This window comes from Bradyrhizobium sp. Ken64, assembly GCF_055807555.1.
The window spans coordinates 1-22287 of record NZ_JBVVPA010000030.1; the positions used below are offsets into that span (position 1 = coordinate 1).

At 64.9% G+C, this 22287-nt stretch carries 17 protein-coding genes and 1 pseudogene; 4 read left to right on the top strand and 14 right to left on the bottom strand.

The window, feature by feature from the left end:
• Positions 1-68: 68 nt before the first annotated feature.
• A pseudogene (locus AC0L2F_RS31675) lies at positions 69-953 on the top strand (IS3 family transposase); the annotation flags it as partial.
• Positions 954-1102: 149 nt separating this feature from the next.
• Here AC0L2F_RS31675 and AC0L2F_RS31680 read toward each other — a convergent pair.
• The gene (locus tag AC0L2F_RS31680) at positions 1103-2470 is read right to left on the bottom strand and encodes an MmgE/PrpD family protein (protein ID WP_473251066.1); all 1368 of its coding nucleotides are present in this window, start codon (positions 2468-2470) and stop codon (positions 1103-1105) included.
• A gap of 122 nt (positions 2471-2592) precedes the next feature.
• Between AC0L2F_RS31680 and AC0L2F_RS31685 the strand changes: the two genes are divergently transcribed.
• On the top strand, positions 2593-3708 hold the full coding sequence (locus AC0L2F_RS31685) for an FUSC family protein (RefSeq protein WP_473251067.1): 1116 nt from the start codon (positions 2593-2595) through the stop codon (positions 3706-3708).
• Position 3709: 1 nt separating this feature from the next.
• Here AC0L2F_RS31685 and AC0L2F_RS31690 read toward each other — a convergent pair whose 3' ends face one another.
• The 13 genes from AC0L2F_RS31690 to rpsT all read right to left on the bottom strand — a co-directional run bounded on the left by AC0L2F_RS31690 (position 3710) and on the right by rpsT (position 20673).
• Positions 3710-4360, bottom strand: a complete 651-nt coding sequence (locus tag AC0L2F_RS31690) for a 2-hydroxychromene-2-carboxylate isomerase (RefSeq protein WP_063992131.1) — start codon at positions 4358-4360, stop codon at positions 3710-3712.
• A complete protein-coding gene (locus AC0L2F_RS31695; RefSeq protein WP_473251068.1) occupies positions 4357-4845 on the bottom strand; it encodes a DUF2867 domain-containing protein in 489 nt (162 codons plus the stop codon). Before AC0L2F_RS31695 ends, AC0L2F_RS31690 begins: the two co-directional genes overlap by 4 nt.
• A complete protein-coding gene (locus AC0L2F_RS31700; protein WP_473251069.1) occupies positions 4842-6236 on the bottom strand; it encodes an MATE family efflux transporter in 1395 nt (464 codons plus the stop codon). The genes AC0L2F_RS31695 and AC0L2F_RS31700 overlap by 4 nt, the downstream gene beginning before the upstream one ends.
• A gap of 205 nt (positions 6237-6441) precedes the next feature.
• Positions 6442-7737: a UDP-N-acetylglucosamine 1-carboxyvinyltransferase gene (gene murA, locus AC0L2F_RS31705; protein WP_063992128.1), complete on the bottom strand. Its 1296-nt coding sequence runs from the start codon at positions 7735-7737 to the stop codon at positions 6442-6444.
• A 113-nt stretch (positions 7738-7850) separates the two neighbouring features.
• Positions 7851-8318: a hypothetical protein gene (locus AC0L2F_RS31710; protein ID WP_473251070.1), complete on the bottom strand. Its 468-nt coding sequence runs from the start codon at positions 8316-8318 to the stop codon at positions 7851-7853.
• A 258-nt stretch (positions 8319-8576) separates the two neighbouring features.
• Positions 8577-11012 carry a DNA topoisomerase (ATP-hydrolyzing) subunit B gene (gene gyrB / locus AC0L2F_RS31715; RefSeq protein ID WP_007603802.1) on the bottom strand — a complete coding sequence of 812 codons (2436 nt, stop codon included), beginning with the start codon at positions 11010-11012 and terminating at the stop codon, positions 8577-8579.
• 280 nt (positions 11013-11292) lie between these two features.
• The gene (locus tag AC0L2F_RS31720; protein ID WP_473251071.1) at positions 11293-13461 is read right to left on the bottom strand and encodes a hypothetical protein; all 2169 of its coding nucleotides are present in this window, start codon (positions 13459-13461) and stop codon (positions 11293-11295) included.
• Between the two features lie 125 nt (positions 13462-13586).
• Positions 13587-14330: a hypothetical protein gene (locus AC0L2F_RS31725; protein WP_473251072.1), complete on the bottom strand. Its 744-nt coding sequence runs from the start codon at positions 14328-14330 to the stop codon at positions 13587-13589.
• A 119-nt stretch (positions 14331-14449) separates the two neighbouring features.
• Entirely contained in the window at positions 14450-15586 is a 1137-nt protein-coding gene (recF, locus tag AC0L2F_RS31730; RefSeq protein WP_473251073.1) for a DNA replication/repair protein RecF, read from the bottom strand.
• 89 nt (positions 15587-15675) lie between these two features.
• Positions 15676-16041, bottom strand: a complete 366-nt coding sequence (locus AC0L2F_RS31735; protein WP_473251074.1) for an endonuclease domain-containing protein — start codon at positions 16039-16041, stop codon at positions 15676-15678.
• Between the two features lie 251 nt (positions 16042-16292).
• Positions 16293-17411, bottom strand: a complete 1119-nt coding sequence (gene dnaN, locus AC0L2F_RS31740) for a DNA polymerase III subunit beta (protein WP_007603794.1) — start codon at positions 17409-17411, stop codon at positions 16293-16295.
• 299 nt (positions 17412-17710) lie between these two features.
• Positions 17711-19123, bottom strand: a complete 1413-nt coding sequence (gene dnaA, locus AC0L2F_RS31745) for a chromosomal replication initiator protein DnaA (protein WP_035974542.1) — start codon at positions 19121-19123, stop codon at positions 17711-17713.
• A 1283-nt stretch (positions 19124-20406) separates the two neighbouring features.
• Positions 20407-20673 carry a 30S ribosomal protein S20 gene (gene rpsT / locus AC0L2F_RS31750; protein WP_473251075.1) on the bottom strand — a complete coding sequence of 89 codons (267 nt, stop codon included), beginning with the start codon at positions 20671-20673 and terminating at the stop codon, positions 20407-20409.
• Between the two features lie 419 nt (positions 20674-21092).
• Here rpsT and AC0L2F_RS31755 point away from each other — a divergent pair, with 419 nt between their 5' ends.
• Both AC0L2F_RS31755 and msrA read left to right on the top strand, forming a co-directional pair.
• Positions 21093-21410, top strand: a complete 318-nt coding sequence (locus tag AC0L2F_RS31755; protein ID WP_007616084.1) for a hypothetical protein — start codon at positions 21093-21095, stop codon at positions 21408-21410.
• A gap of 174 nt (positions 21411-21584) precedes the next feature.
• On the top strand, positions 21585-22241 hold the full coding sequence (gene msrA / locus AC0L2F_RS31760; RefSeq protein WP_063996511.1) for a peptide-methionine (S)-S-oxide reductase MsrA: 657 nt from the start codon (positions 21585-21587) through the stop codon (positions 22239-22241).
• The last annotated feature ends 46 nt before the right edge of the window (positions 22242-22287 follow it).

Here is a 22287-nt window from a genome sequence, read left to right on the forward strand (position 1 = left end):
AATCGCTAGGCTTCGTGTTGCAGGCCATCCCGGGCGACGCCAATCCGGCTGTTTCTTAGGAAGTCGATCGCGATCTTCGCCGGAACCCGGACATGAGCTTTCGCTTCATCGAGGATCACCGCGAGAGCTATCCGGTCCGCTTGATGTGCGCCGTGCTCGAGGTCTCACCGGCCGGTTATTATGCCTGGCGCGAGCGTCCGGTGAGCGAGCGGGCAAAATCCAATGCCGCGCTCCTGGCTGTGATCCGGCAGGTCCATCGGGACAGCAGCGGCCGCTACGGCAGCCCCCGCGTCCATGCCGTCCTGCGGGCGCAGGGACGCGATACCAGCCGCGGCCGGGTCGAGCGAATGATGCAACGACACGGTATCCGCGCCATCATGGCGCCGCCGCGCCGGGTGCGCACCACCAACAGCCGCCACGACCTGCCGATCGCACCGAACCTGATCGCGCGCGACTTCACGGCGGATGCGCCAAACCGGGTCTGGCTCGCTGATATCACCTACATCCCGACCGCGGAGGGGTGGCTGTACTTTGCTGCCGTCATGGATCTCTTCAGCCGGAAGATCGTCGGCTGGGCCATGCGGGATCATATGCAGGTCGAACTCGCATCCGCGGCCCTGAAAATGGCGATCCAGCAGCAACGGCCCCAGGCCGGGTTGATCCATCACTCCGATCGCGGCGTGCAGTATGCCTCACGCGCCTATCGCGATGCTCTTACCGACGCCAACATCACCGCATCCATGAGCCGCAAGGCCGATTGCTACGACAACGCCCCGATGGAGAGCTTCTTCCATACCTTGAAGACCGAGCTCGTCCATCATCGCGACTACAACACCCGCGCCGAGGCCCAGCGCGAAATCTTCGCCTTCATCGAGGGCTTCTACAACCGAACCAGGCTCCATTCCGCCATCGGATATATCGCCCCGATCGAAATGGAGCTAAAAGCCGCTTAAACCCGTCCACTTTTTCGGGGGAAGATCACTATCCACGCATCCAAATGAGAGTGGGACCCGCGGAGAGAACCCCTCACCCGGCTTCGCTTTCGCGAAGCCACCCTCTCCCACAAGGGGCGAGGGTGCAGCGTTCGTGGGGAGAGAGCCTGCTACCTCCCCAGCTCGGTCGCCTTCGCTACGCGATCGAACCGCTCCAGCGTCATGATCGCGTCCGCGAATTTCTCCGCGCGCGCGTTCAGCACCGGGCGGGCCAGCGTCAAGAATTTCTGCTGCATGGCCTGGGCATCGGGGAAGGAGGTCGGCTCTCCCGAGGGATCGGCGTAGAGCCGCTCGTGCACGCCGTCGTCCGTCGTGATACTCACGCGCGCGCCGAAGGGGTGGGTGCGGCCGATTTCGAGGCGATCGTCCTGCACCACGTCGAACTTGTCGGCGAGCGCGTCGATGGCGGCATCGCCCAGGCGGTTGTAGTCGTCCCAGCCAAATGAGCCCTGGTCGAGCGCGAGCGCGCCGGTGAAGAACATCGAGAACTGGCCGCCGACGATCGAGGTCGGGTGCCGCTTGGTCGCGGCGTCGCCGGTGAGCGTGATGCCGTTGCGATGCAGTCCGATCTCGACCCGCTTGACCTGATCGGGCGTCAGATTGTGCTCGCGCCGCATCGCGATCAGCGCGTCGATCGCGGCGTGGGTATAGCGGCAGCTCGGATACGGTTTCACGCCGATCTTCATGGTCTCGTAGGTCCTGCCGAGTTCGGCGACCGCCTTGTCGGGATGCGCATCGTCGGTGTAGCCGGCGAGCAGGCCGTGCTTGCCCTCGACCGATTCCGTCGCGCCGACGAAATCGTTGCGCGCCAGCGTCGCGGCGATCACGCCGTTCATCGCGGCGGCGCCGACCTGGTAGCGCTTGTTCCATGCGCCATTGACCAGGAATTGCAGCGAGCCCGCGGCCTGGCTGCCGGCGACGCCGAAGGCGGCGATGAGCTGTTGCTCGGAGAGGCCGAACAGCTTGCCGGCGGCCGCCGCTGCGCCATAGGTGCCGGCGGTGGCGGTCGGATGGAAGCCGCGCGCATAATGCGAGGTCGGGTCGAGCGCGTTGCCGAGCCGGCAGCAGACCTCATAGCCCGCAACGATCGCGGTCAGCACGTCGCGGCCCGACGCGCCGACCATTTCGCCGATGGCGAAGGCGGCCGGAACCACCGGCGCGCTCGGATGCAGCGAGGAGTCCGCATGGGTGTCGTCGAAGTCGAGCGAATGGCCGAGCGCGCCGTTGAGCAGCGCCGCGACCGCCGGGGTCCAGGTCTTGCTGTCGCCGAACACGGTGGATTCGCCCTTGGTGTCGAGCGCGAGCGCCTCCAGCATCTTCAGGATCGAGGGCGTCGATTCCGCTTCGCTGCGGGCCCGGATGGCGCTGCCGAGGAAGTCCAGCGTCAGCACTTTTGCCCGATCCTGCACTTCCGCCGGAATATCCTGGAATTTCAGGTTGGCGACATAGGCGGCGAGCGTTGCGGTTTCGTGAGCCATCGTGTTTCCTCGTTTTGGCGCGCAAGTTAGGCGGGCTGATTTGGCCTTTCAAGCGGCCTCGGGGCCGCGGGCATCAGCTATGCTTTGGCTGGCTTACGAGGGTTGGACCGGGATACGCGATCATGGCATTCGCAGGAGAGCTGTTCGACAGGGTCTGGTCGCGAAAGACCCAATTGGGGCTGGCGATCCGGGTCACGGTGGCGGCCACCGGCGCCTACGCGCTCGCCACCGCGCTGCATCTCTTGTTGCCGCTCTGGGCCGTCCTCACGTCCATCATCGTGACCCAGATGAGCGTCGGGCGCTCGCTCAAGGCGACACGCGACTACATGCTCGGCACCATCGGCGGCGCGATCTATGGCGGCGCCATCGCGATCCTGATCCCCTATTCGGGCGAACTGGGCCTGCTGGGTCTGCTGGTGCTGGCCGTGGCGCCGCTTGCCTTTGTCGCATCGATCTATCCGAATCTGAGCTCTGCAACGGTGACGGCCGTGATCGTGCTCGTGCTTCCGTCGATGCATCATGCCGATCCCATGGCCTCTGCGATTGATCGGGTCAGCGAAGTTTCGGTCGGCGCGGTGACGGGGCTGCTGGTCTCGTTCCTGGTGCTGCCATCGCGCGCGGTGCGGCAAATTCGCGCCAGCGCGGCAAAACTGCTCGAACTGATCGCAGAGGCCTTCACCGAATTGCTCGCGGGCCTGACGCGCGGCCGGGACAATGACGCGCTGCATCGGATTCAGGACGGTATCGGCACCGCAATGGTCGGCATGAATACCATTGGCGCCGAAGCCGAGCGCGAGCGCTCTGCGCGATTGTCGAGCGGGCCGGACACCGGCCCGTTGTTGCGCACGATCTTGCGGCTGCGCCATGACGTCGTGATGATCGGCCGCTCGACCGTGGTGCCGTTGCCGGCCGAGGTGCAGACGCGGCTCGCCGCACCGCTGACGGAAGTCTCGACCGTGATCGCGCGCTTCCTGCGTTCGGCCGCCGCCGCCTTGCGCGAAGGCGCCGGCGCTCCGCCGATCCATCCCGTGCATGTCGCGCTCCAGCATTATGCCGAGGCGGTTGCCGCTGTGCGCCAGGACGGCCTGATCCGGGGGCAGCCCAGCGACACCGCGGAGCGCTTCTTCGCGCTCGGCTTTTCGCTGGAGCAGATGCACCAGAATCTCTGCGATCTCGATCGCGTCGTCGGCGAATGGTCGGAGGCCGCGGCCGACAAGCCCGCGCGCGCGGCGGAGTGAGCTAACGCCTTTTCAGCCCCTTGCCCTGCATGCGCCAGACCAGCAAATCGATGCGGTCCTGGCCGAAGAACGGCTCGTTCTCGAATACGAAGGTCGGCACGCCCCAATGGCCGGAGGCGGCATGGTCCTTCTCGTTCTCCGTGATCACCTGCTCGTAGCGATCCGGGTCCGCGGTGATTGCGGCATCCATTGCGGCGAGATCGAAGCCGGCCTTGTCGGCGGCGCGCGCGAGATGATCGCCTTCGTTCCACCCTGCCACCGAGCCGTCCCACAGCACGCGGGCGATCGCGTCGGTGAATGCGAGCGAGCGTCCCTCGAGTTGCGCCTTGGCACCAAGCCGGGTCAGGCGGTGGATATAGGGCTGCTCCGCCGCGACATCGAATGTCACCTTGTCCTGCACGATCGGATCGGGCCTTGGAAAGCGGAACGGAATGCCTTCGTGCTGCGCCACGCGCGTGCTGTCGAGCACCACATAGCGAATGAAGTTCGGGCTGGCCTTCTTGAAAAACCCGGGCACACGGACTGCGAGCGGATAGACCGGCCGCAAATTCACCGCCAGATCGTAGTCTTCGACGAGCTTCAGCGTCTTGGGCAGCGCCAAATAGCTGAACGGGCTGCGGAAGGAGTAGAAGAGGTCGACGGAGAGCGTCATCGGGCCGGCTCCGCGAGCCGCCCCATCATGCTGCGAGCCACAAGCTTGTGGAAGGGCGTGATGAACGCGAGGTAGGTGCGGCCCAGCAGATTGTTGGTCCGCACCAGCGTGGTCAGGGTGACGTGGCGCAGCACCGCTTCGCCGGCCACATCGACCACGATGCGGAAGTCGAGATGAGAATCGTCGAAGCCCGCCACCAGCTGCTCCGGCGTTTCACTTAGCACCGGAAACAGGCCGATCAGGCCGCCCGGCGCCGGAGCGCCCTCGCCCGATGTCTTCAGGCCGAACGGCGTCACGAGGATGTTGCGCAGGCGTGTCAGTGCACCGATCCAGCGTGGTCCGTGCAACACCATCCTGGTGCAGGCCTCGCGGGCATTCACCGGTGCTGTGCCGACCTCCACGCGAAAGGCATCGATGAATTGCGCGCCGGCCAGCAGCGCGCCGGCGTCGACATCGGGGGTGACTTCGCGGACGATCCCGTTCATCCCGCCAGTTTGCGCGTCAGCATCCGGAAGCGCAAGATCAGAAGTCCGGCATAGACGAACGATCCGATCGACAGTCCGATCCAGACACCGACCGCACCGAGATCGGCGTGAAAGGCGAGCCACCAGGCGATCGGAAAGCCCACGCACCAATAGCCGATCGCGGCGAATACCAACGTCATCCTGGTGTCGTTGATGCCGCGCAGCGCGCCGCCCATGATGGTCTGGATGGCATCGGCGATGAAGAAGGTCGCGCCGACCAGCAGCAGCGTCGCGGTCAGCTCGACGGTCGCCCTGCTCGCCTCGCCGCCGCCGAAGAACAGCCGTCCGAGCTGATAGCGGCCGAAGATGATCGCGACGGTCAGGGCCGAGACGAACGCGATCCCGATCACGGCGGCGACGAGACCTGCGCGCTTCACCGCAAGCGGCTCACCGCGGCCGAAGGCGTGGCCGACCCGCACGGTGGCCGCCATGCCGATGCCGAGCGGGACCATGAACAGCACGGCGGTGACCTGGAGCGCGATCTGATGTGCCGCGAGCGCAGTGGTTGAGATCAACCCCATCAGCAGCGCCGCCGAAGAGAACAGGCCATATTCCAGCAGCAGCGAGAACGAGATCGGGGCGCCGATCGCGATCAGTTTGCGCATCAGGGGCCAATCGATCCGCCAGAGATGGGCAAGCGGACGATAGTCCGCGAACGGCTTGCGCAGTCCCGCAATGGCGAGCGTGGCGACGAACGTGCCGAGATTGACCAGCGTGGTCGCAAGCCCCGCGCCGAACAGGCCGAGCTCCGGCAGGCCGAACAGGCCGTGGATCAGGGCGTACACCAGCGCGGCATTGACGGGGATCGCCGCGAGCGTGATCCACAGCGGGGCCTGCGGCCGGTTCACCGCGCTCATCATGCTGCGCAGCGCGATGAAGCCGAGCGCCGGCGCAATGCCCCAGGCGAGGCCATTCAGATAGCGCTGGGCGAGCGCTGCCGAGTGCGGCGCCTGACCGAGCGCGACCAGGATGTGCTCGCCATAGAGCGGCGAGGCCATCATCGGCAACGAGATCAGCAACGCGACCCACAAGCCGACGCGCAAGGAGCGGCGGACGCGCCTGACGTCGCCGGCGCCGAAGGCTTGCGCGACCAGCGGCGACACCGCCGCCATCAATCCGAGCCCGAACGTGAAGCTGACGAAATAGACCGTATGCGCGAGTGCTGCTGCCGCGACCGCGCTCTCGCCGAGCCGCCCGATCAGCGCGAGATCGGTCGTGATCATCGCGATCTGCCCGAGCTGCGTCAGCATCATCGGCACGGCCAGCCGCAGCGTCGCGACGAACTCGTCGGCGAGAAGATTTGGCGGCACACCGGCTTGCGGCTGCGTACGAGGCTGAACGGTGTCGAGCATGGCGGGTCAATAGCACAGCCGGGCGACGAAAACATGGCTTGGTCGTTCTCTCCCTCTCCCCGTTCTTACGGGGAGAGGGTCGGGGTGAGGGGCTGCTTCCGCAAAAACAGTGACAGTCGGACTCGCGGAGGCTCCCCCTCACCCGGAATTTGCTGCGCAAATTCCGACCTCTCCCCGCAAGCGGGGCGAGGTGAAAGCTACCGCCTCACCCCTTCCGCTCGGGCACGCGTCGGATCTTCGCGCCGAGCGCATTCAGCCGTTCGTCGATGCGCTCGTAGCCGCGCTCGATCTGGTCGGCGTTGTTGATCGTGGAGGTGCCTTCCGCGCAGACGGCCGCGAGCAGCATGGCCATTCCGGCGCGAATGTCGGGTGAGGTCATCGTCGCGCCGTGCAGCCGGCTTGGACCGGCGATGATGGCGCGATGCGGGTCGCACAGCACGATGCGCGCGCCCATCGCGATCAGCTTGTCGACGAAGAACATCCGCGATTCGAACATCTTCTCGAACATCAGGATCACGCCCTCGCATTGCGTGGCGGTGACGATCGCGATCGACATCAGGTCGGCGGGGAAGGCCGGCCAGGGCTGGTCTTCCAGCTTCGGCACGTGGCCACCAAAATCGTCCTGGATCTTCAGCGTCTGGTTCGAGGGCACGATGAGATCGTCGCCTTCGATGCGGCAGACGATGCCGAGCCGCTCGAACCCCATCCGGATCGAGCGCAGATGCTCGACGCCGGCGCGCACGATGCGAAGCGGCGAACGCGTTACGGCGGCAAGCCCGATCAGCGAGCCGACCTCGATATGGTCGGGCTGGATCCGGTAGGTCGCACCGCCCAGCGTCGCCGGGCCATGCACGATCATGGTGTTGGTGCCGATGCCCTCGATCTCAGCTCCGAGCGCGACCAGGAAATTGGCGAGGTCCTGCACATGCGGCTCGGACGCGGCGTTGCGCAAATAGGTGGTGCCTTCGGCGGCGACGGCTGCGACCAGCGCGTTCTCGGTCGCGGTCACGCTGGGCTCGTCCAGGAACACGTCGGCGCCGGTCAGTTTGGAAGCGCGGAATTCGAGCCGGTCGGTGGCGGTGACCTTGGCTCCCAATTGCTCCAGCGCGAGCACATGCGTGTCGAGCCTTCGGCGGCCGATGACGTCGCCGCCGGGGGGCGGCAGCATCACTTCGCCGCAGCGGGCGAGCAGGGGGCCCGCGAGCAGGATCGAGGCGCGGATGCGCACGCATAGCTCAGGATCGAGATCGGCGGCGCGGATGCTCTTGGCGTGAATATGAAGCGTGTTGCGGGCGGTCCATTCCGCCGCCGCGCCGACCGAGCGGATCAGTTCGACCAGCGTCTCGGTGTCGCGGATCCGCGGCACGTTTTCCAGCGTCACCGGATGCTCGGTGAGCAAGGCTGCCGCGATGATCGGCAGCGCGGCATTCTTGTTGCCGGACGGCTCGATCGAGCCCGAGAGCCGGTGACCGCCCTCGACGATGTACTGGATGGGCGCCACGGGGTTCTCGCTGTCCTGTTGGGTGGGGCGGGCGGGTTTTCGAGCCGGAAACTACAGAGAATTGAGCGCGGTAGCAATTGCGCCGGCCGCGGCTCGAGCCTGTCCGGCGGGACTTAAAACAACCCGATGATATTCGCCACCACATAAAGGATCGCGATCAGGATCAGCGCGCCGATCACGACAAAGGAGATTTCGATCGTGACGGCGCCGGTGCCGAGCGTGGCCGCCACGGCGGCGAGGAGCCGTTCCTCCCGAAAAATGAGCGCAAGGACCGAGAGCAGGATCGCGAGCAGGCCGAGCGAGATCGCCGTGACCGAGGAGGCTTCGCTCCAGCTTCGTCCAGCCGATTTCTCGACCTTCGGAGCCTGATACTCCATGCCCTTCACCCGCGCGATCACGCGGTCTCTGATGCGGTGTCCGGTGTCGACGATGACTTGGTCCGTCGGTGCCGGCGGAAACACGATCGGCACGATCCAATGCGGCAACACCGCCGCCATCAGCGCCAGCATGCCGACAATGCTGCCGATGATGCCCAAACGGCGAGATGGTACAGCGGAACTGGTTGCTACGGAGCTGGTCATGGCGTGGCGCTTCCCGGCCGGAACAGGCCTCGCGGGTTCATGCCACTTCGTCGCGATGGCGGGTGGTGAGGTTCAGAGGATGGCCCGAGCACAAGCTCCTGGCAGCTCGGCCTCGTGGTTCGAGACGCGCCGCAGGCGGCGCTCCTCACCATGAGGGTTTAGAGTTTCGCCGCGAAACGAGACCTCATCCTGAGGAGCCCGCCAAAGCGGGCGTCTCGAAGGATGGGCCCCAACAAGATCGCCGGCGCGCGAACGATCTCAAATATCGATCGTCGCGCTCAGCGAATGTTCCTGGATGAAGTCGCGGCGCGGCTCGACCACGTCGCCCATCAGCTTGGTGAAGATGTCGTCGGCCTCGTCGACCTCCTTGACCTTCACCTGGAGCAGTGATCGCGCATTGATATCCAGCGTCGTCTGCCAGAGCTGCTCCGGGTTCATCTCGCCCAGCCCTTTGTAGCGCTGCAGCGAGACGCCCTTGCGGCCGGCGTCGGTGACGGCTTCGAACAGATCGACCGGGCCGTAAACCATGTGCTCGGTGTCCTTGCGCCGCAGCTTGCCGGGGCGGGCATAAACGTCCTGGAGCTTGACCGTGTACTCGTCGAGCTTGCGGGCTTCGACTGAGCCCAGGAACGCGTCGTCGATGAGGGCGACGTCCTTGACGCCGCGCACCGTGCGCTCGAACTGGAAACCATGGCCTTCGACGTATTGACCGATCCAGCCGCGCTCGACCTCGTCGGCGAGGGTGTCGAGGCGGGCGGCGATGTATTGCGCGGCCGCGGCGGCCTTCTCCGGATCGCCGTAGATCGCCTTGTTGAGCACGCCGGTGATGGCAGCCTGCTCGATCACCTTGCGATTGTAGCGGGTGTGCAGGCTGCGCAGGACGCCGCGGACGGCGCGGGCGTCGTCGACCAGCGAGCGCAGGTCGCGGCCGGTGCGATCGCCGCCGGTGCCGGGAATGTAGACGCAGTCGTCGAGTCCGGTATCGATCAGATAATCTTCCAGCGCCCGCTCGTCCTTCAGATATTGCTCGGACTTGCCGCGGTTGACCTTATAGAGCGGCGGCTGGGCGATGTAGAGATAGCCGCCGTCGATGATCTCGCGCATCTGCCGGTAGAAGAAAGTGAGCAGCAGCGTGCGGATGTGGGCGCCGTCGACGTCGGCGTCCGTCATCACGATGATCTTGTGATAGCGCAGCTTCTCGATCGAGAACTCGTCGCTGATGCCGGTGCCGAGCGCGGTGATCAGCGTGCCGATCTGCTCGCTGTGCAGCATCTTGTCGGGACGCACGCGTTCGACGTTGAGGATCTTGCCGCGCAGCGGCAGCACGGCCTGGAATTCGCGGTTGCGGCCCTGTTTGGCGCTGCCGCCTGCCGAGTCACCCTCGACGATGAAGAGCTCGGACTTGGCCGGGTCCTTTTCCTGGCAGTCGGCGAGCTTGCCGGGCAGCGAAGAGACCGAGAGCGGGCTCTTGCGCGTCAGCTCGCGCGCCTTTCGCGCGGCTTCGCGGGCTGCCGCCGCCTGGATCACCTTGCCGACGATCATCTTGGCTTCGGAGGGATGCTCCTCAAACCAGGCCTGCAGCGCCTCGTTGAGCACGTTCTCGACCACGGGACGCACTTCCGAGGACACCAGCTTGTCCTTGGTCTGCGACGAAAACTTCGGGTCCGGCACCTTCACCGACAGCACGGCGGTGAGGCCCTCGCGGCAATCGTCGCCGGTGAGCGCGATCTTTTCCTTTTTCGCATTGGCCTCGGCATAGCCGTTGACCTGGCGCGTCAGCGCGCCGCGGAAACCGGCGAGATGGGTGCCGCCGTCGCGCTGCGGGATGTTGTTGGTGAAGCACAGCACGTTCTCGTGGTAGCTGTCGTTCCACCACAAGGCGGCCTCGACACCGATGCCGTTGGCTTCCGCGCGCACCATGATCGGCGCCGGCACGATCGCCTTCTTGTTGCGGTCGAGATATTTGACGAATTCCTCGACGCCGCCGGAATAGTGCATCTCCTCGCGCTTCTCGACGGCGTGACGCATGTCGGAGAGAGCGATGTTGACGCCGGAGTTGAGGAAGGCGAGCTCGCGCAGCCGGTGCTCCAGCGTGGCGAAATCATACTCGATGTTCTTGAAGGTTTCGGTCGAGGCTTGGAACGTCACCTCGGTGCCGCGCCTGCCGGGCGCGTCGCCGACCACCTTGAGCGGCGCGACCGCATCGCCATGGGCGAATTCGATGTAGTGTTCCTTGTTGTCGCGCCAGATGCGCAAGCCGAGCTTGCTCGACAGCGCGTTGACGACGGAGACGCCGACGCCGTGCAGTCCGCCGGACACCTTGTAGGAATTCTGGTCGAACTTACCGCCGGCATGGAGCTGGGTCATGATGACCTCGGCTGCCGAGATGCCTTCGCCCTTGTGGATGTCGACGGGAATGCCGCGGCCGTCGTCACGCACGGTGACGGAATTGTCGGCATTGAGGATCACGTCCACGCGCGTGGCATGGCCCGCGAGCGCCTCGTCGATCGCGTTGTCGACGACCTCGTACACCATGTGATGCAGGCCTGAGCCGTCATCGGTGTCGCCGATATACATGCCGGGGCGCTTGCGGACGGCGTCGAGACCCTTGAGCACGCGGATCGATTCCGCCCCGTAATCGCTCGGATTTGAGGGTTCGTTTTCGGCAGGCGTCTGCCGAGCAGGTTCAGTCATGAGAGGCCTTCGAGATGTCGCCCGAATCAGCGGCGCAAAAGGCGCTGATATGCGGGCTATTTGTGCCACGAAAGACGGATTGCGCCTAGCGCAAAGTATCCCCCGGCAAGTCCTTGATTACTTAGGATTTTTCGGCCGATTTTCAAGGCCTTCGAAGGCCGATTCGGCGGCTTGGAAAAAGCGCGGTTCGAGAAGCCGTTTCGGGCTCTCGAAGGCGTGGATTTTGCGGGGACGAGGGACGTTCCAAGGCATCTGGAACGCCCCGGAACGGCCTTGCAGCTCAATACATCTGAAGCGGCAGCACATCTCCGCTTGGTCCCACCAGGAGGCCCCAGGCATCGCCGGCGGCCACCGTGAGGGTCTCGGTGCGAGCGGGGCGTCCCGGCAGACGCAGCGCGTACTGGTACTTGCCGGGCGGCAGATCGAGCATCGGACCTTTCGGCGATTGCGGACCGCCGGCGCCGGCCGCGATCTTCACGGTCTGATTGTTGATCGTCAGCGATGCTTCCTTCGGCCCCATATTGCCGAGCATCAGCCTCGCCTGCCCCGCCTTCGGCATGATGTCGGCCTTGGCCGCGGCCTGCGGATTCCGCTGCACCAGGCTGACAATCGTCTCATCCCTGGCGCGGCCGAGCTTCAGCATGGCCGGCCCTGCCGGCGAGGTGAACGCGAGCTCCGCCCGCTCGGCCGTCACGGTCGCGCCGTCGGTCTTTTCCTGCCAGCCGCGTTTGGTCAGCTCCGCGCGATAGAAGGCGAGGACTTCGCCAAGCTCGGCGGGGATGCTGGCTTCGAGCTCGGTCCGGAACGACTGGTCGCTGCCGGGGAATTTCGTAGAGCTTAATCCGGTCGAGCTGCGCTGCGTCGGCACCGGCAGGGCGGAATCGGGATCGGGCGTGAGCGGCTCCTTCGATTTGGTCTGGACCGTCTTGGCTTGCGTCGATTTGGCCTCGACGGGCTTCGCCGCGGCGACGACCAGACCGGAGCCGTTGGCGCTAACGTTCACCTTCGGCCCCATCTGCATCACGGTCATCGATATCGATTTGCCGCTCTTTGCGAACTCCATCACCGCCATGTTCGGCTGATTGATCACGGAGGGCTGCTCTTTCCAGCCCGCCGGCTTGAGCGATGCGCGGTAGAACGCGGTGAGCGCCTTCACGCTCGATGTCGAGGAGAATTCGAGCCTGCCCTCGTCGCCCTCGAATTTCACGCCTTCGGCGTTTTCAGGCAGCGGCACCGGCGTCTTGCTGTCGGCGAGCGCATTCAGCGGCGCGTCGGACAATGCAGCCGCCTGCACCTTGCGTCTGGCTTCGTCGGCGGTGATGAGCTGCTTGGCCGCACCTAACGCGTCCCCAAGGAACTTGTCGTCGGCCTCCTTCTTCGCCTTGGCGCGAGCGGCAAGCGCGGATTCTTTCACCTGCGCGGTCAGACTGACCATGGTGAAATCATATTTGCGGCCGAGCCGCAGCACGCCGGTTTCCTCCGCCGAAGAGATCCTGATCGCGACCTCGTCGCCGGGTGCGAGCGGCGCGCTGCCGTCCTCCTGCCAACCGCGCGCGGCAAGCTCGCGGTGATAGAAGGCGAGCACGGCGGGCAGCTCGGCCATCGCGGCGGCTGACATCTCGCGCTTGTTGTCGCTCGCGCCGCCGAGACCCCTGGCCGTCTTGGTCGGGCCCGGCCGCGGCAGGCCGGCCAGATCGCTATCGGCCTTGAGCTCGCTGGGCAGCGCGAAGGGCGCGACCCGGATATCGACATTGGTGCGGCCGTCGTCGCGGCGCGTCAGCGTCAGCATCACGGGCTTCTGCTGATAGAAGCCGGTCTCCTTGCTATCGGCATGCGCGTAGAACGCGCGCAGGCCGTTGGGAACGCTCTCGTCCAGACTGGTCGTCCAGCGCGCGGCGGTTTCGGACGTGAGCTTCTGCCAGCCGATCGCAGCCATCTGACTGACATAGAAATCCGACGTTGCATCGAGCGGCGTCGGCGCGACGCAGCCAAGATAGGGTCGGGTCCCGTCGAACACGATCTCGCTTGCGCCTTCCGGAAACGGCACGTTCCCGTAGATCCGGTCGGTGGTGTAGTAAACCACGGACTGGTCCGGCCGGCCGGGGGCCTGTGTGAAATGCACGGAAAGGCCCTGTCGTCCCTTCCTGAACTTCAGCAGGCTGCTTTTCTCCTCAAGCGGCATCACATAGGGCACCCAGCCGTTGTCGCTCAGGAGCTTTTGGACCGCGGGCAGTGTCACGGCCTGCCGCATCGGTACGCGATATTCGACGCTATAGGAATCGGGGCGCGAGGTGTCTTCCATCGCACCTTCGAGCTGCGGCAGCGCATGGACGTCGACGATGCCCTCGTCGGCACCGGCCGCGATCGAGCAGCTCGCCATCAGGAAGAGACCGCATGCAAGCAGCCGCCATCGTGCCGGGATTTGCATCCCGCGCGGGATCATCGCCATCGTTACGTCTCCAGGATGCCGCGCGGCGCTTTGGCGCGCGCGATTGCAACGGCTGCGACACCGTCGGCGGGTCTCAGACCAGAAGTCGCGGCAGGAACCGGGCAGGTTCAAAGCTCCCGGACTAGTCAATACAGCTGGAGCGGCGACCATGCTTCGCCGTCGCGCCCGACGGTGAGCTCCCAGGCGTCGCCGGCTGCGACGGTGAGGATGTCGGTGTGGGCCGGACGACCGGGCACGCCCAGTTCGTAGGAATATTTGCCGGGCGCCAGATCCAGCGATACGGCGTTAGCGCCGGCGGCGCGCTTGATGATCCGCCCGTTGATCCCGAGCACGGCTTCCGTCTCGGCGATGTTGCTGAGCACCAGCTTCGCCCGGCCCGGTTCGGGCATGACGTTCGCCCTGGTTGCAGTATCCGAGTTCTTCTGCACGAGATGGACCAAGGTGCTGCCGTCCTTGCGGCCGAGCTCCAGCTTGGCCGGCCCGAGCGGAGAGACGAACGCGATCTGGACGTGATCGGGGGAGACGACGACGTCATCGTGCTGCTCCTGCCAGCCGAGCTTTCCGAGTTCGCTGCGGTAGAAAGCGAGGACGTCGGCGAGCTCGGCGGGCACGGTGGCTTCGAGCTTGACGCGAAGTGGCGCTTCAACGCCCCGCATCAGGGTGGTGTGGATTCCTCGAAAGCTGTAGCGGGTTGGTGCGGGCAGCCTGGCATCGGGATCCGGTGTGAGATCGGCCGAAAGCAGCGACGCGAGATGCGGCATCCAGGCGCCGGCGCTTGCCGCGAGCATGCACGTCGCGAGCAAGATGAGGCCGCACGCAAACGCCCGCCATCGTGCCGGAGCTTGCGCCCCGGACCCTGCCGTCCGCATCTCACTCTCCAGGGGTTCGCGCGTGATGTTATTGCGCGACTGCAAAACGGCTGCGACGCCGTCGGCGCCGCCTCCGGCAACTAGTCGCGGCGGAAATGGGGCTGGTTCAACGGCGGCGACTAGCGCCGGGCCGATACCTGTCCGCTTTCGACGTCAAAGATCTCGCCCCCGGCGCCGATCTCGGCGAAGGCGGCGGGGTCAGCGCCGGTCAGCCACACCTGCGCGCCGAGCTTGCGCAGCTCGTCGAACAGCGCCGCGCGCCTGCTCGGGTCGAGATGCGCGACGACCTCGTCGAGCAGCAGCAACGGCACGATGCCGGTCATCTCGGCGACCAGGCTCGCATGCGCCAGCACCAGCCCGATCAGCAACGCCTTCTGCTCGCCGGTCGAGGCATCGCGCGCCGGCATGCTTTTCGGCGCGTAGATCACCTGCAGATCGGTGAGATGCGGACCATCCGTGGTGCGGCCGGCGATGGCGTCACGCGGACGGTTGTCGCGCAGGATCTGGCGGTAGCGGTCCTCGACCGAGGTCGCGGTCTCCGTCAGCAGCGCGTTCTCCATCCAGCCGTCGAGCGCGATCTGCGCCGAGGGAAAGGCGGAGGCCTGCGCGCGTACGTTCAGCATGCCGGTCAGTCGCGCCGCGGTCTGGCCGCGGGTTGCGGCGACCGCGACCGCAAGCTCCGCGGTCTCGCGCTCGATCGCGTCACACCAATGGTCGTCGTAATTACGCGTCTCGAGCAGGCGGTTGCGCGAGCGCAGCGAACGTTCGAGCGCGGAGATGCGGCTGGAATGGTCGCTGTCGATCGCAAGCACCAGGCGGTCGAAGAAACGCCGCCGCTCGGACGCCGCGCCCATGAACAGCCCGTCCATCGCCGGCGTCAGCCACACCATGCGGATGTGGTCGCCGAACGACGCCGCCGAATTGACCGGTTCGCGGTCGATGCGGCAGCGCCGGCTGACCGGGCTATCTGCGCGCGGCGGATCGATGCCGGTGCCGAGCGTGGCAAGGCCCAGCGCGCCCTCGACCTGCGCCGACACCGCCCAGGAGCCGTCGCCCTGGTTGTCGGCGACGTCGTCCAGCGTCGCGCGCCGCAGGCCGCGTCCCGGCGACAGGAACGAGATCGCCTCGATGCAATTGGTCTTGCCCGCCCCGTTCGGCCCGACCAGCGCCACCATGTCAGCCTTAGCCTCGAGCCCCGCCGCCCGGTAATTGCGAAAATGCGTCAGCGTCAGGCGATGAATGCGGGAGGGGGTCATCAGATCTTCGTCGTGGCCGCGATTCTTCCCCTCTCCCCCTGTGGGAGAGGGTGGCGCCTCACGAAGTGAGGCGACGGGTGAGGGGTATGTTACCGCAGGGCGAGCTTTGCAAGAACGTCCTCCAATACAGAAGTGGGCTGCTGGAGCACGTCGTTGTTCCAGTAGCGCGCTATCGAGAAACCCTCTGCGGAGAGAGCCGCATCACGCGCTGCATCGCGTTGCGATTCCGCATGCTGACTGCCGTCGATCTCGATAACGAGGCGCTTCTCGAAGCAGACGAAGTCGAGAATGTAGTTCTCGATCGGAGCCTGTCGGCGAAATTTGTAGGCCGATAGCCGGCGATCCCTCAGTAAGCGCCACATCGCTGCTTCCGCATCCGTCGGCTCGTGCCGCATGTTCTTCGCGAACTGGCGAAGATGCCTGGCAGTCGGCCGATGGTGCGGGTCGCGCGGCATCGGCGCTCATTCTGAATGTTGTTGGGGCACGGTGCCCTTTCCCTCTCCCCTTGCGGGAGAGGGTGCCGCCGCGCAGCGGCGGCGGGTGAGGGGTTGTCTCCACATAGGAAGTGCCGCGAGAGGACCCCTCACCCAAGTGAGACCTTGGCCAACAGCGGAGCTGCCCTCTCCCGCAAGGGGAGAGGGCGCGATAATGTGCATCGCGCTTGATTCATGGGGGAATACCTGGCGTCCGCGAGGGCGCACGTCCCTCACACCCGCATCGGCATCAGCACGTAGAGCGCGCTCTTGTCGTCGCGGTCTTGCACCAAGGTCGGTGAGCCCGGGTCGGCGAGCCGGAGCGTTGCGACGTCGCCTTCGATCTGGGCGGCGATGTCGAGCAGGTAGCGGGAGTTGAAGCCGATATCGAGGGCGTCGGAGGCGTATTCGACTTCGAGCTCTTCGGTCGCGCTGCCGGAATCCGGATTGGTCACCGACAGCACCAGCTTGCCCGGCGACAGCGAGAGTTTCACGGCCCGTCCGCGCTCGCTGGAGATCGTCGAGACGCGGTCGACCGCGTTCTCGAAATCCTTCTTGTCGACGACGAGCTCCTTGTCGTTGCCCTGCGGGATCACGCGGCCGTAATCGGGGAAGGTGCCGTCGATCAGCTTCGAGGTCAGCACCACATTGCCGATGGTGAAGCGGATCTTGGCCTGCGACAGCTCGATCGTGACCTCGGCCTCGTTGTCCTCGATCAGGCGCTGCACCTCGCCGACTGTCTTGCGCGGCACGATCACGCCGGGCATGCCCTCGGCGCCCTTGGGCTGGACCAGGTCGAGCTGGGCGAGGCGGTGGCCGTCGGTGGCGACGCCGCGCAGGGTGGCGGCCTTGGCGGAGCCCGCGGCATGCAGATAGATGCCGTTGAGATAATAGCGGGTCTCCTCCGTGGAGATCGCGAACTGGGTGCGATCGATCAGTCGCTTGACGTCCTTGGCGGCGAGGCTGAACGAATGCGACATGTCGCCGGCGGCGAGATCCGGGAAATCGTTCTCCGGCAGGGTCTGCAGCGTGAAGCGGGAGCGGCCGGCGCGGATCGCCAGCACGGCGCGGTCGCCGTCGGCTTCGAGCACGATCTGCGAACCATCCGGCAGCTTGCGCACGATGTCGTAGAACATGTGCGCCGGCACGGTGGTGGAGCCCGCGGTCGCGGTTTCCGCCGCGAGCGTTTCGGTGACCTCGAGGTCGAGGTCGGTCGCCTTCAGCGACAATTTAGTATTCTCGGCCCTAACAAGCACGTTGCCGAGGATCGGAATCGTGTTGCGGCGCTCGACCACGCGGTGGACGTGGCCCAGCGACTTCAGGAGTTGCGCGCGTTCGACCGTAACCTTCATTGCACTACTCGCCCGATCCCCAAGGAAACACAAATCTGGAAAAGCCGGGCGGCGGGACGCGCGCCACGGCACCGAAGACCCCGGAAAGCCGGATCATCCAGCCGATATGACCAAAGCCGTCAGGGTCGCGCAAGGTGGCGCGTAAAGTCATCCGTTTCAAGGGATTGCGCGATGGTTCCCCACGATTTACCCGCAAAGACGGGGGCCGCCGAGGCAGAGGAAGGCCGCTGCCCAGGCAGACCAAGACCGCCGCCCAGGCAGGGCCGGGGCGGCGGGAGCGAAGGGAAAGGCCTAGGCTCTTATTCCTGAAGCTGGCGCTTGAGCGATTCGACCTCGTCCGACAGCGCCGTGTCCTTGGAAACCAGGGCCTCGATCTTGCGCACCGCGTGCAGCACCGTGGTGTGGTCGCGCCCGCCGAAGCGGCGGCCGATTTCCGGCAGCGATCGCAGGGTCAGCGTCTTGGCGAGATACATCGCCACCTGGCGCGGACGAACCACGTTGGCGGTCCGGCGCGAGGACAGGAGGTCGGAGCGGCTGACATTATACTGCCGTGCCACTACGCGCTGGATGTCCTCGATCTTGATCCGCTTCGGTTCCTGCGGCCGGATCAGGTCGCGCACCTCGTGCTCCGCCATCTCCAGCGTCACCGGCCGGTTGTTGAGCTTCGAGTGCGCGAGCAGGCGGTTGATCGCGCCTTCGAGATCGCGGCCGTTATGGGTGATGGCGCGGGCCAGATAGGTCAGCACCTCCTCCGGCACCTCGAAGGTGGCATGATGGGCGCGGGCCGCGGCGACGCGCGACTTGAGAATTCCGTGCCGCAGCTCCTCGCCGAGCGAGGCCATCTCGACCACGAGGCCGCCGGCCAGCCGCGAGCGCACGCGGTCGTCGAGGCTTTCGAGATCGGACGGCGGACGGTCGGCCGCGATCACGACCTGGCGGCCGGCATCGATCAGCGCGTTCAGCGTGTGGCAGAACTCGGCCTGGGTCGACTTGCCCTGCAGGAACTGGAGATCGTCGATCACGAGCACGTCGATGCCGCGCAGCGCTTCCTTGAAGGCGAGCGCCGTCTGCGTCTTCAGCGCGGCGACGAAGCCGTACATGAATTTCTCGGCGGTGAGATAAAGCACCTTGCGCTCGTTGCCGGAATTGCCGGCCCAGGTCACTGCCTGCAAGAGATGCGTCTTGCCGAGCCCGACGCCCGCATGAATGTAGAGCGGATTGAACATGACGGCATCGCCGCGACGACCCTCGGCGACCTGACGCGCAGCTGCATGCGCCAGCGTGTTGGAACGGCCGACGACGAAGCTCGCAAACGTCAGGCGCGGATCGAGCGGCGAGCCGCCGAGCGCATCATGATTGGCCGAGACCGGCGCGGTCGCGGTCGAGCGCAGCTCCGGCGCAGGCGAGCGGCGCGTTTCGACCGGCGCGGGCGCTTCCTTCTGCTGAACCACGGGGCGCACGGCCGAGCGCACGGTGAGATCGATGCGATGGACTTCGGGCATCTCGGCCTGCCAGCACGACAGCACGCGCTCGGCATAATGGGCCTGGATCCAGCTCTTCAGGAAGCGGGTCGGCACCGACAGACGCACGCTCTCGTCCTGGACGCCTTCCAGATCCATGCGAGCAAACCAGCTCGTATAGACGTCCTCGCCAACGTTCGAGCGCAGCCGACTCTTCACGCGTGACCAGCGATCCTGTTCCGGGGTTGTCATCATTTGAGAACTTTTCTTGAGAGATAAGGTTGCGTGGTGAGCGCCATGCAGAGTTCCTGCCAGGGATACCTGTCCAGGGATGTTGGCAATGGCGCGACCTCAAGCGATTTCACCTGCAGGCATGGCTGGACCGTTCGGCGGAAACGCCGCGTCCGATCAGCAATGTCTAGAGATGGAGGGGTCGCGAGGTCAGCGCGTACTCGGCGCTCCGTGACACGCGGGAGGCTTGGTGTCCGACGAATCTAAAACGGCATCGCTGGAAGTCGAAATGCTGGAAGTCGAAATGTGTTTCAATACCGCGTTGAGTTCGTAAGACATGATACCTCCCCGTCCTGCCGTGATTGCTCGCGACAAGGTCCTGCGTGTCCAAACGACACCCGCGTCGTCATCGGATGCCTGCCCGTGTACTCGTCGTCCGCTCGGCTTCGCCATCATGCATGTCGGGGCAGCTTTCAAGACGTCTCTTAAGCGCGAGAGAAAGATCCCGCTTGGAGACATTCAGACAAAGAGCTACCGTTCCCACATTGCTGTGGGTTTTGAACCGACATCGCTTGTTGAAGCGCCGCCTACGTGCACACCGCCGCCGATTTGCACGCTCGCCCCGTTTCCGATACCGCGCTGGTCTCAAGATCGTGGGCGCCGCTGACGTCTTAAGGAATACACTATGCGGAAAGACTCGCAACGGAATTGATTCACACTTGAGGCATCAAAAATCTTGATCTGCGTTAACGCCACGCGGAGTTGTGCACAGGCCTTCAGAGCAAGGTTTTGGATTCGTGCACAGAATCGAAGGTGCCGCGTCTGATGTGACAATTCTCCGCCACCGCCAAAAATTTTTTACAAAAGCGTCACGCGCACGACGCGCAGGCGAATTTTCCAAATGCTTGCCCTCACTATGTCGATAAGTGATTAGCGAGACATCGTTTTTTGAGTCTTGTTTCACAGGGTAACTCCCTCGCGTCTCGCGATCCGGGGAAACTACGGTGTGCAGAACTCGCAGGGGCCGCGAATTCAACTTGAGCCCGCCTCGCAAGGACCTTTTGCACCGCGGTGGAAGTTTCCGCTGTTGCAAAACCGTTCGCAGGTAAAACTACGGGACACGTCATGGTGCAAACGCCGCAATCCTCCGATCGAAGGTCACTCGGTGCGTGACTGCTTGCGTGAATATGGCAGGCAACAAAAAAGCCCGGCGTGATGCCGGGCTGTTTGACGTATGCGATGTGCGACCGGATCGTCCGATCGAACGAATGCTGCTAGATCACTCGCGAGCTTACTTGGTGAGCTTACTTGGCGAGCTTGGCGATCTGCGCGGTGAGCCGCGAGACTTTGCGGCTGGCATTGTTCTTATGAATGATGTTTCCCTGCGCGGCGCGCATCAAAGCGGGCTCGGCATTCGCCAGCGCCGTCACGGCAGCGGCGCGGTCGCCGGTCTTGATGGCTTCTTCGACGTTACGCACGGCACCGCGCATCTGGGTGCGGCGCGACTTGTTGACGGCGGTGCGGCGGGCGATCTTGCGCGTCGCTTTCTTGGCGGAAGTGGTATTGGCCATGGTCTCAATGTCCTTTGCGGGTACCGGTCGCGTCTTGGTCGGGTAGCGCCGGCTTGCTTGACCGCGTAATCGACGCTCGGAATTAGGGTGTTCGGTTGCTAGGCTGTTCCCGGAACATGAGCGACAGCCTTGCGGCGGTCTCTGAGGCCCAAGAGCCTCTCAGCTCAAGGAGCCTCTAAGCCCAAGGAGCCTGCATCTGCTCAAAGAACAGCGGCGGCAGGATTGCGCCCGCCGCCAGTTGGCGCCCTTATAGAGAGGGTCTTTGGCACCGTCAACGCTTTCCCGGGCTGCAAAAGCAGCCCCTCAGGGCGGGGATGAGTGCCGTAACGCCCTGAAGAGGTTGAATTTCTGCCGTCTCCCTTGTATTGGCTGGCGGCGTTCCGAGGGTCGTCCGATCGGACGACTATATAGGGTGAGGCATGATCCGCGGCTTTTTCCGACTGATTGGGCTGTTGCTGCTCGCCGGCGGGTTCATCTTCATGGTCTATGACGGCGCCCGCTGGGTGGCCGACCAGACCCTGCGGTTCACCCGCTTCGGCCAGTTCTGGAACGACATCAATCAGGCCAGCCAGACGGCATTCCGGACCTGGGTCGAGGCCAAGGCGCCCTGGCTCTGGACCTCGGTGATCCGGCTGGTGCTGGATCAGCCGGTTTTCGCTGTCCTCGGCATTCTCGGCATCCTCCTGATGATCCTGTTCCGCCCGCGCAAGCCGCTGATCGGCTATTCCCGGGATTGAGCTTTCAATTCGCGCGACTGAAGCGGCCGCGCGCGGCGTAACAGGGCTGCCCCTTTGCGCGTAAAGACCTATATTCCCAACTGATCGCGAGCACGCCGCCTGAGCGCTTGGCTCATTGCCTTGGCTCAATAGCTTGTCCTTGGCGACGGGCAGCTCGTTCTTGGAGATCCGTCCATGCTGTTCATGCGCAAGACCACCGCATTGCCGAGCGCCACGGAAGCGCTGCCGGGCCGTGCGCAAGCCATTCCGACCGCGACCACCCATTTCGTCAACGGCGCGAAGTTGCAGCCGCCTTATCCCGCTGGTCTCGAGCAGGCCGTGTTCGGGCTCGGCTGCTTCTGGGGCGCCGAGCGCAAGTTCTGGGAGCTCGGCGAGGGCGTTTACGCCACCGCCGTCGGCTATGCTGGCGGCCACACGCCGAACCCGACCTATGAAGAGACCTGCTCGGGCCGCACCGGTCACACCGAAGTGGTGCTGGTCGTGTTCGATCCGAACAAGGTGTCGTACGAGAAGCTGTTGAAGACGTTCTGGGAGAGCCACAACCCGACGCAAGGCATGCGTCAGGGCAACGACGTCGGCACGCAATATCGAAGCGCGATCTACACCACTTCAGACGCGCAGAAGAAAGCGGCCGATCAATCGAAAGCGCTCTATCAGAAGGCGCTCGCTGCAAAAGGTCTCGGCACCATCACCACCGAGATCGCACCCGCCGGCGAATTCTACTTTGCCGAGGACTATCATCAGCAATATCTGGCCAAGAATCCCGCCGGCTATTGTGGCCTGGGCGGCACCGGCGTGTCCTGCCCGATCGGCGCGGGTGTGAGCGCGTAAGCTAACCACGAAGGTGGTGTACCTCTCCCGCTTGCGGGAGAGGTCG

What these genes read in the sequence shown, in the direction of transcription:
- AC0L2F_RS31680 (WP_473251066.1), bottom strand. Translation starts at nt 2,470, where the DNA reads ATGGCTCACGAAACCGCAACGCTCGCCGCCTATGTCGCCAACCTGAAA.
- AC0L2F_RS31685 (WP_473251067.1), top strand. Translation starts at nt 2,593, where the DNA reads ATGGCATTCGCAGGAGAGCTGTTCGACAGGGTCTGGTCGCGAAAGACC.
- AC0L2F_RS31690 (WP_063992131.1), bottom strand. Translation starts at nt 4,360, where the DNA reads ATGACGCTCTCCGTCGACCTCTTCTACTCCTTCCGCAGCCCGTTCAGC.
- AC0L2F_RS31695 (WP_473251068.1), bottom strand. Translation starts at nt 4,845, where the DNA reads ATGAACGGGATCGTCCGCGAAGTCACCCCCGATGTCGACGCCGGCGCG.
- AC0L2F_RS31700 (WP_473251069.1), bottom strand. Translation starts at nt 6,236, where the DNA reads ATGCTCGACACCGTTCAGCCTCGTACGCAGCCGCAAGCCGGTGTGCCG.
- AC0L2F_RS31710 (WP_473251070.1), bottom strand. Translation starts at nt 8,318, where the DNA reads ATGACCAGCTCCGTAGCAACCAGTTCCGCTGTACCATCTCGCCGTTTG.
- gyrB (WP_007603802.1), bottom strand. Translation starts at nt 11,012, where the DNA reads ATGACTGAACCTGCTCGGCAGACGCCTGCCGAAAACGAACCCTCAAAT.
- AC0L2F_RS31720 (WP_473251071.1), bottom strand. Translation starts at nt 13,461, where the DNA reads ATGGCGATGATCCCGCGCGGGATGCAAATCCCGGCACGATGGCGGCTG.
- AC0L2F_RS31725 (WP_473251072.1), bottom strand. Translation starts at nt 14,330, where the DNA reads ATGCGGACGGCAGGGTCCGGGGCGCAAGCTCCGGCACGATGGCGGGCG.
- recF (WP_473251073.1), bottom strand. Translation starts at nt 15,586, where the DNA reads ATGACCCCCTCCCGCATTCATCGCCTGACGCTGACGCATTTTCGCAAT.
- AC0L2F_RS31735 (WP_473251074.1), bottom strand. Translation starts at nt 16,041, where the DNA reads ATGCCGCGCGACCCGCACCATCGGCCGACTGCCAGGCATCTTCGCCAG.
- dnaN (WP_007603794.1), bottom strand. Translation starts at nt 17,411, where the DNA reads ATGAAGGTTACGGTCGAACGCGCGCAACTCCTGAAGTCGCTGGGCCAC.
- dnaA (WP_035974542.1), bottom strand. Translation starts at nt 19,123, where the DNA reads ATGACAACCCCGGAACAGGATCGCTGGTCACGCGTGAAGAGTCGGCTG.
- rpsT (WP_473251075.1), bottom strand. Translation starts at nt 20,673, where the DNA reads ATGGCCAATACCACTTCCGCCAAGAAAGCGACGCGCAAGATCGCCCGC.
- AC0L2F_RS31755 (WP_007616084.1), top strand. Translation starts at nt 21,093, where the DNA reads ATGATCCGCGGCTTTTTCCGACTGATTGGGCTGTTGCTGCTCGCCGGC.
- msrA (WP_063996511.1), top strand. Translation starts at nt 21,585, where the DNA reads ATGCTGTTCATGCGCAAGACCACCGCATTGCCGAGCGCCACGGAAGCG.